Source organism: Flavobacterium sp. T50_26 (assembly GCF_057652995.1).
On sequence record NZ_JBYFCC010000010.1, the window covers coordinates 64,412 to 82,046 of the forward strand.

At 31.8% G+C, this 17,635-nt stretch carries 15 protein-coding genes; 8 read left to right on the forward strand and 7 right to left on the reverse strand.

The window, feature by feature from the left end; all coding sequences use genetic code 11:
- Window positions 1-6 precede the first annotated feature (6 nt).
- Window positions 7-387, forward strand: a complete 381-nt coding sequence (locus AC23MC_RS07620) for a RidA family protein (RefSeq protein WP_487567806.1) — start codon at window positions 7-9, stop codon at window positions 385-387.
- Window positions 388-765: 378 nt separating this feature from the next.
- Here AC23MC_RS07620 and AC23MC_RS07625 read toward each other — a convergent pair whose 3' ends face one another.
- The 5 genes from AC23MC_RS07625 to AC23MC_RS07645 form a co-directional block, all read right to left on the reverse strand.
- On the reverse strand, window positions 766-1,137 hold the full coding sequence (locus tag AC23MC_RS07625) for a methylglyoxal synthase (RefSeq protein WP_487567807.1): 372 nt from the start codon (window positions 1,135-1,137) through the stop codon (window positions 766-768).
- Between the two features lie 111 nt (window positions 1,138-1,248).
- Window positions 1,249-2,100, reverse strand: a complete 852-nt coding sequence (locus AC23MC_RS07630; RefSeq protein WP_487567808.1) for a BadF/BadG/BcrA/BcrD ATPase family protein — start codon at window positions 2,098-2,100, stop codon at window positions 1,249-1,251.
- 69 nt (window positions 2,101-2,169) lie between these two features.
- The gene (gene gap / locus AC23MC_RS07635) at window positions 2,170-3,177 is read right to left on the reverse strand and encodes a type I glyceraldehyde-3-phosphate dehydrogenase (protein ID WP_487567809.1); all 1,008 of its coding nucleotides are present in this window, start codon (window positions 3,175-3,177) and stop codon (window positions 2,170-2,172) included.
- A gap of 68 nt (window positions 3,178-3,245) precedes the next feature.
- Window positions 3,246-4,232: a 6-phosphofructokinase gene (gene pfkA / locus AC23MC_RS07640; RefSeq protein WP_487567810.1), complete on the reverse strand. Its 987-nt coding sequence runs from the start codon at window positions 4,230-4,232 to the stop codon at window positions 3,246-3,248.
- Between the two features lie 151 nt (window positions 4,233-4,383).
- Entirely contained in the window at window positions 4,384-8,853 is a 4,470-nt protein-coding gene (locus AC23MC_RS07645; RefSeq protein WP_487567811.1) for a translocation/assembly module TamB domain-containing protein, read from the reverse strand.
- A gap of 166 nt (window positions 8,854-9,019) precedes the next feature.
- Between AC23MC_RS07645 and tsaD the strand changes: the two genes are divergently transcribed.
- Genes tsaD through AC23MC_RS07675 form a run of 6 tightly spaced genes read left to right on the forward strand, consistent with a single transcriptional unit; the run spans window position 9,020 to window position 14,274 of the window.
- Complete coding sequence (gene tsaD / locus AC23MC_RS07650; protein WP_487567812.1) at window positions 9,020-10,042, forward strand: tRNA (adenosine(37)-N6)-threonylcarbamoyltransferase complex transferase subunit TsaD; 1,023 nt, start codon at window positions 9,020-9,022, stop codon at window positions 10,040-10,042.
- Entirely contained in the window at window positions 10,042-10,746 is a 705-nt protein-coding gene (locus AC23MC_RS07655; RefSeq protein WP_487567813.1) for a 16S rRNA (uracil(1498)-N(3))-methyltransferase, read from the forward strand. Before tsaD ends, AC23MC_RS07655 begins: the two co-directional genes overlap by 1 nt.
- A 9-nt stretch (window positions 10,747-10,755) precedes the next feature.
- Window positions 10,756-11,391 (forward strand): DUF4159 domain-containing protein, encoded by a 636-nt coding sequence (locus tag AC23MC_RS07660; protein ID WP_291094183.1) that lies wholly within the window; start codon window positions 10,756-10,758, stop codon window positions 11,389-11,391.
- A 28-nt stretch (window positions 11,392-11,419) separates the two neighbouring features.
- The gene (locus AC23MC_RS07665) at window positions 11,420-12,508 is read left to right on the forward strand and encodes an AI-2E family transporter (RefSeq protein WP_487567814.1); all 1,089 of its coding nucleotides are present in this window, start codon (window positions 11,420-11,422) and stop codon (window positions 12,506-12,508) included.
- A 7-nt stretch (window positions 12,509-12,515) separates the two neighbouring features.
- Complete coding sequence (locus tag AC23MC_RS07670; protein WP_487567815.1) at window positions 12,516-13,700, forward strand: class I SAM-dependent methyltransferase; 1,185 nt, start codon at window positions 12,516-12,518, stop codon at window positions 13,698-13,700.
- A 7-nt stretch (window positions 13,701-13,707) separates the two neighbouring features.
- A complete protein-coding gene (locus tag AC23MC_RS07675; protein ID WP_487567816.1) occupies window positions 13,708-14,274 on the forward strand; it encodes a hypothetical protein in 567 nt (188 codons plus the stop codon).
- Here AC23MC_RS07675 and AC23MC_RS07680 read toward each other — a convergent pair.
- Both AC23MC_RS07680 and AC23MC_RS07685 read right to left on the reverse strand, forming a co-directional pair.
- A complete protein-coding gene (locus AC23MC_RS07680; protein WP_487567817.1) occupies window positions 14,271-14,906 on the reverse strand; it encodes a M15 family metallopeptidase in 636 nt (211 codons plus the stop codon). The two genes, AC23MC_RS07675 and AC23MC_RS07680, sit on opposite strands and share 4 nt — an antisense overlap.
- A 28-nt stretch (window positions 14,907-14,934) precedes the next feature.
- Window positions 14,935-15,405, reverse strand: a complete 471-nt coding sequence (locus AC23MC_RS07685) for a hypothetical protein (RefSeq protein WP_487567818.1) — start codon at window positions 15,403-15,405, stop codon at window positions 14,935-14,937.
- Window positions 15,406-15,866: 461 nt separating this feature from the next.
- On the opposite strand from AC23MC_RS07685, the gene AC23MC_RS07690 reads away from it, so the two are divergent.
- Window positions 15,867-17,635: DUF4397 domain-containing protein (locus tag AC23MC_RS07690; RefSeq protein ID WP_487567819.1), on the forward strand; the 1,769-nt coding region annotated here is incomplete at its 3' end.

Genomic DNA, 17,635 nt, shown 5'->3' on the forward strand with positions numbered 1-17,635 from the left:
AACAGTATGAAAAAAATAATTTTTACAGACAAAGCCCCTGCTCCTATTGGTCCTTATAGTCAAGCTGTTTTAGTGGGAAACACATTATATACTTCCGGTCAAATTGCGATTAATCCGAAAACAGGTGATTTGGTTTTAGATGATATTAAAACTGAGACTAAACAAGTTATGGAAAATATGAAAGCTGTTCTGGAAGCGGCTGATATGAGTTTTGAAAACATCATAAAAACCACAATTTTTATTATGGATATGGCTGATTTTGGAAAAATAAATGGCGTTTACGGTAGTTATTTTGATGAAAATTCTGCTCCGGCCAGAGAAACTGTTCAAGTTGCGGGATTACCAAAAGGTGTGAATGTGGAGATTTCGATGGTGGCGGTTAAGTAGTTTTCTGTTGTCTGATATCGGTTGTCTGTTGTCTGTTGTCTGTTGTCGGTTGTCGGTTGTCTGTTGTCGGTTGTCGGTTGATTAGTGACTGATTACTATATACTGATTACTGATTACTGATTACTGATTACTATATACTGATAACTGTTTACTGATAACTGTTTACTGATAACTGCTTCTCCAAGTAGGCGATTTGCTTACTTTCTAGCCCCGATTGCAGTGGAAATCTTTTTGTTGGCGAGCTTTTGCTCGTGAACAAAAAATTGGAACGGAAAGCGGGAAAATGGTTGGCTGAAAATGCCCGAGCCATTTGCTCCTGACAAATATCGGTTTTCTGTTATCCGTTATCTGTTGTCTGTTTTCTTTTGTGATAATGGATTAATCGGCTAACAAACCATTTAACAATAATTGTGCGGTTGCTTCATTGGTTGCTAATGGAATATTGTGAACATCGCAAATACGAATGAGCATATTTACATCGGGTTCGTGCGGATGACTGGATAATGGATCTTTGAAAAAAAGTACCATTTTTGTTTTTCCTTCGGCTACTCTTCCTGCAATTTGAGCATCGCCTCCTTGTGGTCCGGAAAGCATTTTTTTTACTTTAAATCCGGCATTTTCTGCTTTACTTCCAGTTGTTCCGGTTGCAATTAACTTAATGTTTTCATGAAGCAAAATGGCTTTGTTTTTATTTAAAAACTGAACCATATCTGCTTTCTTTCCGTCGTGTGCAATAATTGCTATTTCCATATTATGTTTTTGTGACTAAATTAGCGGTAAAAAATTCTAATAACAAAAAAAAGAGAAATTCATAAACTATTTAAAAGTATGATTTCTCTTTTTTATAATACTATTTTGAATTTATTTATTTAAAACGTGATAAGCAATTAAACCATCAATTGGTCTTCGTAGAACATTACCAATTTTAATGTCGTATTTGTTTAAGATTTCTTCCAATTCATCTTTTAAATAAAATGCTATAGAACCTACAAAATGCACATATACATCTCTACAATTATCATATTGCATAATGTAGTTTTTGGCAAACTTTTTTAATTCTTTATAAATTATTTTTTTGCAGAACTCAGTATCCTTATGTTTGATTAAAAACTTAGCTAACGTTGCCAAATATGCATTTGGATTGGGTTCTTTGTATAAATTTCCTTTAATATAATCGGCATCTAAATTGAATTCTGTTTCAAATTCTTTGGCTAATTCTTTAGGCATTTTATTAAAATAATAGGCTCTTAACAAATGTCTACCAAAACGGTTTCCAGAGCCATCATCCATAGCGATATAGCCTAATGATTGCACTTTTTGGTGAAGTACTTTGCCATCAAAAAAACTACAGTTTGAACCTGTTCCTAAAATGCAAACAATGGCTTGTTCTTCTTTTGGTGTAGTTGCATAAACTGCTGCATAAGTATCTTCTTGAACATCTACAGTTGCATTTTTAAAATATTCTTCAAAAACTTCTTTTAGAAATTTTTTCATTTTATCTGTTCCGCAACCTGCTCCGTAAAAAAATAATTGTTTGGCTTTGTCTTTATTTTGAGAAATATCAAACTTGTCTTCGAGACGAGTAATAATTTGATCTTTTCCTAAAACTTCAGGGTTTAATCCTAATGTTTGGGTAGTAAATAATACTTTTCCGTTATCATCAATTGCAATCCAATCGGCTTTTGTTGAACCGCCGTCTACTAATAATTTCATGAGGTTTAGTTTGTTTGTTAGAAAAAAAGTCCTGTTATACAAATGTACTAACAGGACTTTTAATGAAAATTATAGTTTTGCAATATGTACAGATAAATCAATCAATTTGCTTGAATATCCGTATTCGTTATCATACCAAGATACTAATTTAAAGAAAGTTGAATTTAAACCGATACCTGCTTTTGCATCTATGATTGAAGTTCTAGGATCTGAAATAAAGTCTTGAGACACAACATCATCTTCTGTGAAACCTAAAATTCCTTTTAATTCATTTTCTGAAGCTTTTTTCAACACAGCCATAATTTCTTCATACGAAGTTTCTTTGGCTACTTTTACTGTTAAATCCACTACAGATACGTCGATTGTTGGAACGCGGAACGACATTCCTGTTAATTTTCCATTTAATTCGGGAATAACTTTTCCAACTGCTTTTGCTGCACCTGTAGAAGATGGAATAATATTTACGCTAGCTGCACGTCCGCCTCTCCAATCTTTTTTAGATGGACCGTCGGCAACCATTTGAGTTGATGTTGATGCATGAACTGTTGTCATTAAACCTTCTACAATTCCAAAATTGTCATTGATTACTTTTGCCAATGGTGCCAAACAGTTTGTTGTACAAGAAGCATTTGAAACCACTGTATCTGTTGCTTTAGCATCTAGGTGATTTACACCCATTACAAACATTGGTGCATCTGCCGAAGGAGCTGAAATAACAACTTTTTTTGCACCACCATCAATGTGTGCTTTTGCTGTTTCTATGGTTGTGAAAATACCGGTACATTCTGCCACGATATCAACGTCAACATCTTTATCATCCCATTTAATTAATTTTGGGTCTCTTTCTGAAGTTACTCTAATAAATTTATCGTTTACAAAAAGTTTTCCGTCTTTTACTTCTACTTTTCCTGCAAAACGACCATGAACTGAATCATATTTTAACAAGTAAGCCAAATGGTCTACATCTAATAAATCGTTTATTGCAACCACTTCTACATTATCTCTGTTGAATGTTTCTCTGAAAACAATTCTACCAATTCTTCCGAATCCGTTAATTCCTAATTTTACTTTTGACATTTTTTGTTTGTTTTTAGCTTAGAATTAAATCTAAACTGATTATTATACTTAATTTATTTTTTAAAAATTTATGTTGACATGATATCTGAAACCCGCAATAATTCTACATCAATTGGATAATGTCCTTTTATTGCTTGTTCTAAAGGTGTTAAAGCAACAACATCTTCGATTAAGCCAACCATAAAGTTTGACTTTCCTTCCATTAATGATTCTACTGCTTTTACACCTAATCGACTGGCTAAAACTCTATCAAAACAAGAAGGTGCTCCACCTCTTTGCATATGACCTAATACTGAAACCCGAATGTCATATTCCGGAAAATGTTGTTCAATGTAATCTTTTAATTCAAAAACATTTTTTCCCATTTTGTCTCCTTCAGCAACCACTACAATACTTGATGATTTTCCTGAATTTCTACTTTTTTCTAACGATTCTAATAGTCTTTCTAAACCTAAATCTTCTTCTGGTATCAAAATTTCTTCTGCTCCAGCACCAATTCCGGCATTTAGAGCAATATGTCCAGCATCACGTCCCATAACTTCGACAAAAAATAATCGATTGTGAGAACTTGCTGTATCTCTAATTTTATCAATGCATTCGACTACAGTATTCAATGCAGTATCGTATCCAAGGGTATGGCTAGTACCAAAAATATCATTATCAATTGTTCCGGGAATTCCCATAACTGGCATACCGAATTCTTTATTAAAAACTAAGGCACCTGTAAAGCTACCATCACCACCAATTACAACAATTGCATCTATGCCTTCTTTTCTAAGGTTCTCGTTGGCTTTTATTCTACCTTCGGCGGTCATGAATTCTTTTGACCGTGCTGATTTTAGAATTGTTCCTCCTTTATTAATTATATTATTAACTGAACGCGGCCCCATTTCTTTAAAATCGCCCTCGATCATACCTTGGTAACCTCTATATATTCCTATACATTCGATATTGTGATACGCACATGTACGCACTACTGATCGAATAGCTGCATTCATTCCCGGAGAATCTCCTCCGGAAGTCAAGACACCTACTTTTTTTATTGTATTATTCATTTTTTTATGTTTATACTGTAAAATTAGCAAAGATTAACGACTTAAAATAGTGCTTTTTTGAGTATTTGACAGATTAATAGAAAATCAAACGTTTTCGTTAATAAGTTTTTGATTTATAAGTAAAAAGGAGAAAAAAACAATATCTAATCAACTATTGTTCAGGAATTTTTTCTGTTTCCTGAGGAGTAGTTGCTTTTTTTACTGTTTTAACTTTTTTTCGCTCTGTGAAATTGATAAATTCAGGGACAAAATCTGAATCGGGAATATCATCTGAATTTTTTTCTTGAGTAAGTTTTGCATTTTTAAAAATCTTGGTAATCAATTCGTTAAAGGTATCAAAATCAACTTGATAAGAAACCCCAATTCCTTGTGTATAGCCAATGCCTTCTCCAACATAATTAATGTCACTTTCTCGGTTAAAAACTCGCATGTTCAATGTTCCATCATCATTCACACGATATAAAATTTCAACATCACCCACTACGGCTGCATCGTTAATTCCTCCAACAGGAACTCCTAAATTTCCATTAACAGAAATACGTTCATTTAAATTAAAAGAGGTAGTTACACCAACATTTCCGTCTGCTTCACGACCAGGCGTGGTATCGGGAGCAACATAATTTACTCCCATAGAAATCTTGCTATCCTCATCATTAAAAATGTTATCAAAAACACCACTAACGGTTTCAAACAAATTGTTGTATAAGGCATTTTGACCTAAAGCACCCTCCGGACTCAGAAAACTTCCGGATGCCAAAAGATACAACGCTTGTGTTTGACGGGTATCTCTATCATCTAATTTTGTTTGGATTTCAGATTTTAAAACGGAGCTAATGGTTGGAAAATTTATATTAAAATCGGGTTCAGGATTACTGATTGTTCCGTTTATTGTAATTCCTACTTCTACCGGTACTTTTTGATTTACCGTAGTATTATTAAGTAACATTCCAGGATTGGCTCTTGTGTTATAGACTGCTTCAAGATTTAAGCGGGCTCGCAAAGGATCACCTTCCCAAATGATGCTTCCGTATTTTTTTACATCAAATCGTTTGCTTACTAACCCTCTGTATTTGAAGTTGTAAATACCTTCATAAACTTGATAATCTCCAAAAATATTGAACTTTCCAAAGGTGTTTATTTGCATGGTAATGATTCCTACTCCTCTACCTTTCATATTATGTCCGATTTCTTTGTCTAAAATCACTTCTATTTCTGCATCTTCTGTTAAGGTTAAATCAAAATCGAGTTCTAAGCCATTATAGTTTCTATTGGGCTTTTTTAGATTTGAGTTGTAGTTATATTTTTCTTCAGGCGTAATAAAACGAATATAATTTTTATCTCCGACTGATTGTGCATTAGAAATTGGGATTTTTATTGCTGTTCCTTTTTTTGAGGTAGCATTAACTTTAATTAACAACGCATCGGTTGGTCCGCTAATACTAGCATTTCCTGCTATAAATGCTTTTCCGTAATAATATGCTTCGTCACTATCTTGAGTATCTAAAGCTATTAAATTATCTGTATTTATTGTTAAATCTAGTTTCCAATCAGATAAATTAGTGTGTCTGATGTTGCCATTTAAAGTTCCTGTTGTTTTATATTTTGAATCGGTTATTTCGATATTTCGGAGTAAAAACTGTCTTTCAGTTAAATCTACAACAGCATTATTTTCTAGTTTGTAATCAACGTTAAGGTAAGGCACTGTTAAGCCTGCCTCATTTAAAAATAGTCTTCCGTTTATTTCAGGATTTGAAATTGTACCTTTAAAATTTGCATTTCCTGTTACTAATCCTCGGATGTTTGAAATAACATCTCCTCCCATGGTACTAAAAGCTCCGATATTGAAATTATTTAATCGTAAATTTAAATCAATATATGGTTTTTCACCTTCAAAAGAAATATTTCCTTCGGTTAAAAAACTTTCTAAATTATCATTTTTAATGATGCCGTTTACAGCAAATGTTTTCAAATCATCATTTCCTTTGACATCTAAATTTAAAACACCAAAATCAATATTATTCACTTTTAAACTGTCAATTTTAATGGCGGCGTAAGGTTCATATAATTCGCCGTTTTGTTTAAAATCTATTTCACCGTTCATACTACCTTCCATCACAAAATTTTCGATTTCGGGAATAATTTTACCAATATTTACCTGATTGAAATTCAGTTTTAAATCTTTGTAATCTTTGCCTTTTATGGTTCCCAAAAAGTTGATTTTTTGTTCTTCATGTGTGATTGAGAAATTTTCAAATACAAAATTGGAGAACTTTTTATCAAACACAATTCTATTTTCGTTATTATTCTCTTCGTTGATGTACCACAAATAATCTTTAAAATTTAATTCAGACTTAAAAATTCCAACCACACTGTTTTTCTCTTCATCGATTGTGTGATAGGCATCAATATTATAATAATCATCTGCTTTGTTTCCTCCTTTAAACTCTGATCTAAAAAACAAAGTATCTCTTTTTGTAACATTAATTAAATTGAAATCTGAAATTTTATAGTAGCTATTTTTAACACTATCAATACTAATATAGGTGTTAAAAAGTGGATTTTTATTATCAACTTGAATATCTACTTTTTCAAATTTATTTGCAAACGCTGTTATTTCTGGCGATTCAAAATCAAGTTTAAAATCGTTTGCATCAGAATTTATACTACCTCGAATAAATGTGTTTTTACTCACTGTTATTTCGGGATAAAAGATTTCGATTATCTTATTAAAAATGGAAAAATTGAATTTTAAATATTGACCTTTTTTAATTTTATTAGGATTATAATTGGCATAAATACTTCCTAATGAATTTTCTAGCATACGAGGCAATTGATTAAAATCAAACTTACCAACCAACTTACCTTCAATAATATCAGGAGAGTTTATAGAAATTGTGCGTTCACGATTTTGATCAAAAGAAGAATTTAAACTAAACGAATCAAAAATATAAATGTCCCGATTGTTTTGGTAAGATGCTTGTTCTACTAAAACATCTCCATGCAAATTATCTAAACTATTTCCCGTTAGATTACTATAAATTTTACCTTTAAAAATAGAAACGCTATCATTTTTAACAAAATTGAGTTTGCTCAAATCTGCATAATCAACCAACGCATCAAATTTATATACATTTTCACGTTTCGAAACATCTACAATTCCATTGAAATCCATGAATAAATTGGGATCATTGATATTGACTTTTCCTTTAAAAATTGGTTTTTTAAAGCTTCCATCTACAACAATTCCTTTGTAATTATATTTATTATATTGAAATCGGCTAACATTTCCTTTAATTTTTGTATCAATCAATTTTTCTGTAAAACCTTTACCATTAACCATTACATTCATGGAAACCAGACCAATATCTTTTTGATTTGCTAAAGCACCTACATTAAAATTGTCTAAAACCACAATTCCCTCATAAGAAGCATTATCAATATTTTGAAGATTATTCATAATTAAATTCGTTTGAAGATTGCCCAAAGCCGAATTCATTATTAAATCTGTTTTTATGGTTTGTAAAGTTAGTTCTGCTTTGCCCTCAATATTAAACTGCCCTAGTTTTTTGAGCGAACTTGGCAACGATTTACCTAAAATATTTGGTAAAATGGATGCTAAATCATCATAGTTTGAAGTCATTTTTTCAAAATCACCTTTCATATAAAACGAACTGTTCTCCTTAGAAAAGATGTTTTTAAAATTAATTTCTCCAATAATTTGTGTGCCATTTAAATCTTCTAGAAAGAGATTTTGGGTTGTAAAATCATTTAGGGTTCCCAACAAATTTGTTTTAAAAACAAACTGATTATTTTTTCCTAATTCATCATAAAAATAGCGAATATCGTTAGATGCAACAGAAGCCGAATCTATTTTTGCATCAAATACAACTTTGTTATTAAAATCTGAAAAATCTTCGCGTTTATATCGCAAAGCAACATTTCCGTTTACATATGATTTTTTTGTCTTGGCTTCAAGCTTTTCAAGTAAAATATTATCCTTGGTATAAGTAAATTGAGTTTTCACATTTTGCACCTGAAGACCACGAAAATCTCTAAAATTCATTTTATAAATTGTGGTATAAACATCCGAACCTTTAATTTTAAAATCATTCAAGGTAGCATTGATGTGTAAAAAATCAACAACTTTGGTATTTTGCTGATTCTCATCTTCCATTAAAAATCGACTATCTGTGAGATACATCGATTCGGCTGTCATTAAAAACTTACCGGACGAAGGTTTTCCATCATCAAAAGCTTCGATGAATTTATCGAGATTAGTGAATTTTTCGCCTTTATATTGTTTCAAATTAAATAATAAAGAAGAAACATTAACATCGCTAAAAAGCAAGTCGCCATCGAGTAAACGGTTAAAATCCAAAATACTGGTTTTGATTCGATTGGCATAAATAAGCGTATCTTTGTGATGATCTCGAATTAAAACTTCTTTGAGTTTTACACCCCCAAATATGTTAAAAGTCACTTGCTCAACATTGATATCTGTACCAAAATCTTCATTGATTGAGTTGGTTAAATACTGACCTATTTTGGTTTGAACTGCGGGTAAAGAAAGTAATATGCCCAAAAAAAGCAATAATAGTAGGAATACCACTACCGTACGCAATACTATTTTTTTAAATTTTTTGATACCCTTAAATGTTATAAATTTGCAGTGTTTATTGAAAAAATTTTTTTTTATGATAAACAAAAATAACTATTTTATCATTGTTAATTCCAATTCAATAACGCTAAAATAATTAAAACAAATATATTCAAAATTCGTGCCTTTTATGACAAATGATTACGTTTATATTTTAGCCATCGAAAGTTCGTGTGACGACACTGCTGCTGCCGTGCTAAAAAATGATAAAGTACTTTCCAATTTAGTTGCCAGACAAAGTATTCATGAGGAATTTGGTGGTGTAGTTCCTGAGTTAGCTTCGCGAGCACATCAACAAAATATTGTACCGGTGGTTGATATGGCTCTCAAAAAAGCCGGAATTAGCAAAAAACAATTGAGCGGAATTGCTTTTACGCAAGGCCCGGGTTTAATGGGTTCGTTGTTGGTGGGAAGTTCTTTTGCTAAATCATTATCTATGGCATTAGAAATTCCGCTTTTGGCAGTGAATCACATGCAAGCTCATATTTTGGCTCATTTTATTGATGAAGAAGGTTTTGATAAACCTACTTTTCCATTTTTAGCACTTACGATTTCCGGAGGTCATACACAAATTGTAAAAGTTTCCGGTTTTTTTGATATGGAAGTAATTGGCGAAACTACCGATGATGCAGTTGGCGAAGCATTTGACAAAACAGCAAAAATTCTTGGTCTACCTTATCCCGGTGGCCCGTTAATTGACCAATTTGCGAAAGAAGGAAATCCAAAAGCTTTTCCGTTTACGAAGCCTAAAGTGGAAGGGTTGAATTTCAGTTTTTCGGGTTTGAAAACTCAGATTCTGTATTTTGTTCAAAAAAATGTTGCTGCAAATCCTAATTTTATTGAAGAAAATAAAGCTGATATTTGTGCGTCTGTGCAAAATATAATCATTAAAATTTTGATGGATAAGCTAAAATTAGCTGTAGAAGAAACGGGAATCAATCAAATTGCTATTGGTGGTGGAGTTTCTGCTAATTCCGGTATTCGCAAAACATTAAAAGAAGCAGAAGCAAAATATGGCTGGAAAACATACATTCCAAAATTTGAATATACCACCGATAATGCAGCCATGATTGGCATTGTGGGTTATCAAAAATATTTACATAATCAGTTTGAAAATGCAGCGGTAGTTTCAAAAGCTCGAATTGAATTATAATGCAATTATTCTACTTTAAAGATATAAACGAACAGTCAACTTCTTTTTCATTTGATAAAGAGGAAAGCAAACATATTGCTAAAGTTCTACGCAAGAAAGAAGGTGATATTTTATTTGTAACCAATGGTTTAGGGTTTCTATTTAAAACTGAAATCGCCATTGCTTCCGATTCAAAATGCACTGTAAATATCATTTCATTTGAAAAACAAGAAGAACCAAAATTCCATTTGCATTTGGCGGTTGCTCCTACTAAAATGAATGACCGTTACGAATGGTTTTTAGAAAAAGCTACCGAAATTGGTGTTCAGGAAATCACACCGATTATCTGCGATCATTCGGAACGAAAAGTAATAAAAACTGAACGATTCGATAAAATTTTGCTTTCTGCTATGAAGCAATCTAATCAGTATTTTTTACCTATTTTGAATGAATCGATTGCATTTAAAGAATTTGTAAAAAAGCAATTTAAAGGACAAAAATTCATTGCTCACTGCGAAGAAACCAATAAAAAAACCTTGAAATCAGTTTTAAAAACAAGTGAAGATTGCACGATTTTGATTGGTCCTGAAGGCGATTTTTCTGTTAAAGAAATTGAAATCGCTTTAGAAAAACAATTTATTCCTATATCTTTAGGCAATACAAGACTGCGAACAGAAACAGCAGCTGTGGTGGCTTGTCATACAGTGGTTTTGATGAATGAATAACTTTTGAATATGAAAAAACTTCTTCTACTTTTTTTATTTGGTTTAACTGCAAACGCACAAGAAATCGCTCTTTTAAAATACAGTGGCGGCGGCGATTGGTATGGAAATCCTACTTCGTTACCAAATTTGATTAAGTTTTGCAATCAAAATATTAATACTAAAATCAAACAAAAGCCGGCTACGGTTGAACCGGGAAGTTCTGATTTGTTCTCGTATCCTTTTGTGCATTTAACCGGACATGGGAACGTGGTTTTTAACGATAATGAAATTCAAAATCTTAGAAATTACTTAACATCAGGAGGATTTTTACACATTGATGATAATTACGGAATGGACAAATACATAAGAAAAGAAATAAAGAAAATTTTTCCGAATAATGAATTGGTAGAAATTCCATCCACACATAAAATTTTTCAAGGTCCGTTTTCTTTTCCTAACGGAATACCAAAAATTCATGAACATGAAAAACAAAAACCACAAGCGTTTGGTATTTTTATTGAAGGAAGACTGGCTCTAGTTTATACTTTTGAAACTGATTTAGGTGATGGCTGGGAAGACGAAGAAGTACATAATAACCCAAAAGAAGTTCGTGAAAAAGCTCTAAAAATGGGTGCCAATTTGGTTCATTATGTATTTGTAAATTAAATTTTCCTATTTTTATAAAAAATAAAAAATGACAGCAAAAACCATTTCATCCGGAATTTTAAGAGCGATTGGAACATTAGTTTTAATTGCTTTAGGTTGTTGGTTTTTATATGCTATTCAATCGATTATAATTTATTTAATTGTTGCACTAATTCTAACCTTAATTTGCAATCCGGTTGTAGAATTTTTAAAAAAGAAATGCAAGTTTAATAATACGTGGGCTGTTATAACTACAATGATTCTACTTCTTATTTTAGTAGCATTATTTATTTTGATGTTTGTACCATTAATCTCTTCGCAAGCACAGAGCTTATCGCTCTTAAACACCAAATCAATTGAAGAAAAAGTCATGGTTCTGTATGCAGATTTAGAACTATATCTATCAAATCATGGTATTCTGATAAAAGATATTTTTAAAGATACAGACATCGCTTCTTATTTGAATATGAATTTTTTACCTTCTATTTTCAATGGAATTTTATCGACCATCAGTTCAATTGGTATTGGTGTAGCTTCGGTTTTATTTATTACTTTCTTCTTTCTAAAAGATAAAGTAACATTTTTAGTTGGAGCAAAAAAAATTATACCGGATGATCATGAAGAAGAAACATTAAATTCAATTTCAAAAATTAATGATTTATTAACTCGTTACTTTATTGGTTTAATTTTTCAACTGTTTATTGTCTTCATTTTATATTTTATTGTTTTGCTTATTTTTGGTGTAGAAAATGCTTTTGTCATTGCTTTTATTTGTGCCGTTTTAAATATTATCCCATACATTGGACCTTTGATTGGAAGTGTTTTGGCAGCCTCACTAACCATGATTGGTGGAATTGGAAGCGATTTTCAAACCGAAATTTTACCAACTGCTTTATATGTTTTAATCGGTTTTTACATTGTTCAGCTGATTGATAACAATATTAGTCAACCCTTAATTTTTTCTAATAGTACAAAATCACATCCTTTGGAAATTTTCCTGGTTATTTTGACTGCCGGTTTTATTTCCGGAATTCTGGGAATGGTTGTCGCAGTTCCTCTTTATACAATTATAAAAGTGATTGCTAAAGAATTTTTTCCAGAATATAAAATCGTTCAAGTACTCACCAGAAAATTATAATTTAGCCTTGAAAAATTTTGATTTTTTAGCACAAAAAGAAGTTCAAGATTTTATAGAAACTAATTTAAATGAAAGTATTTCAAAATTAGCTTTACAAAAAAATCCTTTTCCAGATATAGATTACAAACTAATAATCAATCAATTAGAAACAAAATCGAAAGCAAAAGATAAATTGCCAACTTGGTTTTCTACAAAAAATATTATTTATCCAAGTAAAATTTCTATTGAACAGACATCGTCTGAAAAAACGGCTAAATACAAATCAAATTTAATTTCAGGAGAAAAAATAATCGATTTAACCGGCGGTTTTGGAGTTGATGCCTATTACTTTTCCAAACAATTTTCTAAAGTTATTCATTGCGAACACAACTCAGAATTATCAGAAATTGTTAAACATAATTTTAGTCAGTTAAAAGCTGATAACATTCATTGTATTTCGGGTGAGAGTGAAGTAATTTTAAAAAATAGTAATGAACAATTTGATTGGATTTACATCGATCCATCCCGAAGAAATGATTCCAAAGGAAAAGTTTTTATGTTGCGTGATTGCGAACCAAATGTTCCCGATTTAATGAATTTTTATTTTAATTATTCATCCAAAATCCTCATCAAAACCGCTCCTCTACTCGACTTGACGGCCGGATTAAAGGAATTAAAAAATGTTTCTGCTATTCATATCATTGCTTTAGACAATGAAGTAAAAGAATTGCTTTGGGAAATTCATAATGGTTTTGAAGGAATTCTGAAGATTAAAACAGTAAATCTTACCAAAAATAAAGAAGAAAAATTTGAATTTAATTTAGGTGATTCTTCTGTTAAAGTTAGTTACGCTGAACCCGAAAAGTTCCTTTATGAACCAAATGCAGCTGTTATGAAATCTGGTGGTTTTGATGAAGTTGCTGTTCAGTTTAATTTGAAAAAACTCCATCCGCATTCACATTTATATACTTCAGATGAAAAAATTGATTTTTGTGGCAGAGTTTTTGAAATTATCGATGTAATTCCATACCAAAAAAAAGAAATAAAATTGCATTTAGAAAACAAAAAAGCCAATATTACCACTAGAAACTTTCCGGAAACGGTAGAAAACATTCGAAAAAAATGGAAAATAAAAGACGGTGGTAATTTATATACTTTCTTTACAACAGACCAAAAAAACAACAAAATTGTATTACTTTGCAACAAAATTTAATTAACCCATGAGATTCTTACTTTTCTACTTAGCTTTCTTGTATTTTATACCAACAACTGCCCAAAAAAAATGCGATTATGATGTTGAAGTGAATGACAGCATTGGTTCACTAAAAACCACCAAAGAATTTTTAATGCATGAAAGAAAGTTTGGTAACAACGAAAGTTACGTCTTTTTTTCGCTTTCAAATGATAATGGAACTCCGGTTTTAAATTTTCAATTGGTGCATAAAAATAGTGATTTCATTAAAGCCTATTGCATTGATGCAAAAACAAAACTATACCTTCAGTTAGAAAACGGAAAAATTATTACGATGCTTCACACAGATACCGAGAACTGCGGAAGTTTTATGCGTAATGATGAACGAAATGTGCGAATTTTATCAGCAAATTTTCTATTCATGAAAAACAATTATCAGGAGTTAAAATCAAGTCCGGTTGTTTCGATGCGAGTAAAATATACTACGGAAACCGTCGATTATCTCATTAAAAAAGAATTGCAATCGGAATTATTGAATCAATTTAGTCGTCCGCAAAATTATTTTATGGATTATTTGCATTGTGTAGAAAATTAATTACAATTCCATGTGAAATTTGACACTTTATCTTTTTCTTCTGTTATTAAATCATAATGCCACCATTCTGATTTGATAATTTTAAAAGATGAATCTTCCATCACTTCTCGAAGCAATTTACGATTGTTTAAAACAGTTTCGGATAAATCTTGGTATAGATGTGCGGATTCTTTCCCAAAATGATCAAAATCTGTTCCCATATCTAATTCATTTCCATCAAAATCAACCAAAGTAATATCAACAGCCGCTCCTCGATTATGAATTGAGCCTTTGCTTGGATCGGCAACATAAGAAGGATTTGAAACAATTACCCACATTTTCTTTTGCACATCCAAAGGTCGATAACAATCAAAAATTTTAATTTTATAACCTAATTTGATGAATTTCTGATTCGCTTCCACCAGTTTTTTGATGGTTTTAAAACGCAAATAACATTCGGCACAATCATACACTTTGGCTTTCAAAAAATTATTTTCGGTTGCATACCGCATATCATATACAAAAGCGGATGAATATTCTTTTAAGTTGACAAATGTTGTATCATGCACGCTCTTATCCACTTCTTGAATAATGACTTGAGAAAAAGTAGTTTGAAAAAAAATAAGAAGTAAAATATAAAGTAAATTCTTCATCAATCTTTTTTTATCGAATTTACAAAAATTATTCCAAAAACTCAGACCAGTAAATTTGAATTAATTCTTCGTGTTGCTGATAAAACAAGAAAGCTTTTTCTCTGGATCGAAAAGCTAAAAATTGTGGAAGAATTGAAATACCAATATAAGGAGTAAATTTTCCGTCTCTCAGTTGAGGAAAAATAGCATAATTATCCAATTGATTATGCCAACCACTATTATAAGATTGTAGAAGTTGACTCAATTGAGCTTTTGCTAATGCTGATTTTGCTTGATTTTCTGTTACAAAAACATTCCTATTTTCTTCATTTACAGGACGATTTTCGTAGGATTCAATTTTTGAAAAACTGTCAATATAATAGCCACTTACCTCGTTTAAGTCCATCCAACTCGCAATGAGTTTCGGATTTTCTTCGAGGTATTTCTTTAAAGCTCCAATCTCGTCCAGGTTTCTCTTCTGTTGAAGTTCAAGAGCATTCAAACGGTTAATTATGTTCAATTTTTCTTCAGGTGTCATATATACGACCTTATCTAATCCATAAAAAATTGTGTGTAGTATTTGGGGCTACAAACAAGTACTTCTTAAAAAGCTTCGAAAGTTATGATTTTATTGGGAAAATTTCGCAATTTGCTTGTAAAAAGTAAAAAAAATCGTTTAAAAGTTAATTGTGTACTCAATATCAATAATTTATAAAAATTTAGTTAAAAGAAATATGCATTTAATATGAAATAGATTGTAATTATAATTTTGTTTAACTAAAATCAATATTTAATAAACACTATTTGATTAAATATCCTTTCAGAACACTAAAAAAACCAATAGCATTACTACTAACTAGTTATTTAACAAGTATTTAAACTCAAAAAACAACTGTTAAAAAGATGCCAAATTAAGTTAAAATACTATTTCATATTTTGTTTATTATTAATTTTATAACATTAAACAAAAAACATAAAACTATGAAAAAAATTACTAATTTACTTTGGCTGAGCCTATTGTTCCTGAGCAACATTAGCATAGCCCAAACCGCGAGAGTGCAAGTCATTCATAACTCGCCAGACTTAGCGGCATCTTCTGTGGATGTCTATTTGAATGATGTGTTGCTGTTAAATGATTTTCATTTTAGAACCGCCACACCTTTTATTGACGCACCTGCCGGAGTTGAATTGAGTATCGACATTGCTCCTTCAACAAGCACCTCTTCAGCAGAAAGTTTGTATAACCTAACCACAACATTAGAGGAATTTGAAACCTACATTATTGTGGCAAATGGTATTGTTTCTCCAACAGGTTATTCACCAAACCAACCATTTGCATTAAATGTATATGTGGGAGGAAGAGAAGGAACCGATGTTGAAAATAATACAGATGTGTTAGTAATGCATGGTTCGCCAGATGCACCAACTGTTGACGTTGTAGAGTTAGCGGTTCCCGCAGGAACTATCGTAAATGATATTTCCTACGGAAGTTTTTCCAATTATTTAGAATTGCCAACAAGCAATTATGTATTGGCTGTTCGTGATCAAACCGGAACTACAACAGTTGCAACCTACTCTGCTCCTCTAGCAGATTTATTTTTACAAACAGATGCAATAACTGTATTAGCTAGTGGATTTCTTGATCCTTCTGTAAACAGTGATGGTCCTGCGTTTGGATTGTGGGTAGCTTTGGCTTCCGGTGGCGATTTAATTCCGCTTCCGCTTTTTCATAATCCTACTGCTCGATTACAAGTAATTCACAACTCAGCGGATTTAGCTGCTTCTACTGTGGATGTTTATGTAAATGATGAATTATTATTAGATAATTTTGCCTTTAGAACAGCAACTCCATTCATTGATGTACCTGCCGGAATTGCTTTAAGTATTGATGTTGCTCCTTCAACAAGTTCTTCTTCAGCAGAAAGTTTATATAATTTAACTGCAACATTAGAACCAAGTGAAACATATATCATTATAGCCAACGGTATTGTTTCTGGTTCAGGCTATGCACCCAACCAAGCATTCGCTTTGAATGTTTTAGCTGGTGGTCGTGAAGGAACAGCTGTAGAAGATACAACAGATGTAATTGTTTTTCATGGTTCAACTGACGCTCCAACAGTAGACGTTGTAGAAACTTCGGTTCCTGCTGGTACTATAGTTGATAATCTCAGCTACGGAAGTTTTTCAGATTATTTAGAACTTCCAACAAGCAATTATATTATTGATGTGAGAGATGAAACCGGGACAGTTACTGTTGCAACTTATTCTGCCCCATTAGCGGACTTATTTTTAGAATTAGATGCAATTACCGTTCTAGCTAGTGGTTTCCTTGATCCATCAGCAAATAGTAATGGTCCTTCTTTTGGACTTTGGGTAGCAAAAGCAACAGGTGGTGATTTGATTCCATTACCATTAGTAGAAACACCAACAGCTCGTTTACAAGCTATTCACAATTCTCCTGATTTAGCTGCAGCTTTAGTGGATGTGTATGTGAATGATGAATTATTACTTGATAACTTCGCTTTTAGAACCGCTACTCCATTTATTGATGTTCCTGCCGGAGTTGAATTAAGTATAGATGTTGCTCCGTCAACAAGTACTTCTTCTGCTGAAAGTTTATATAATTTAACTGCAACTTTAGCTGAAGGTGAAACCTATATTTTAGTTGCTAATGGAATCGTGAGTCCAACAGGATATTCTGTAGGTCCAAACTTTGCAATTAATGTATTTGCTCAAGGTCGTGAAACGGC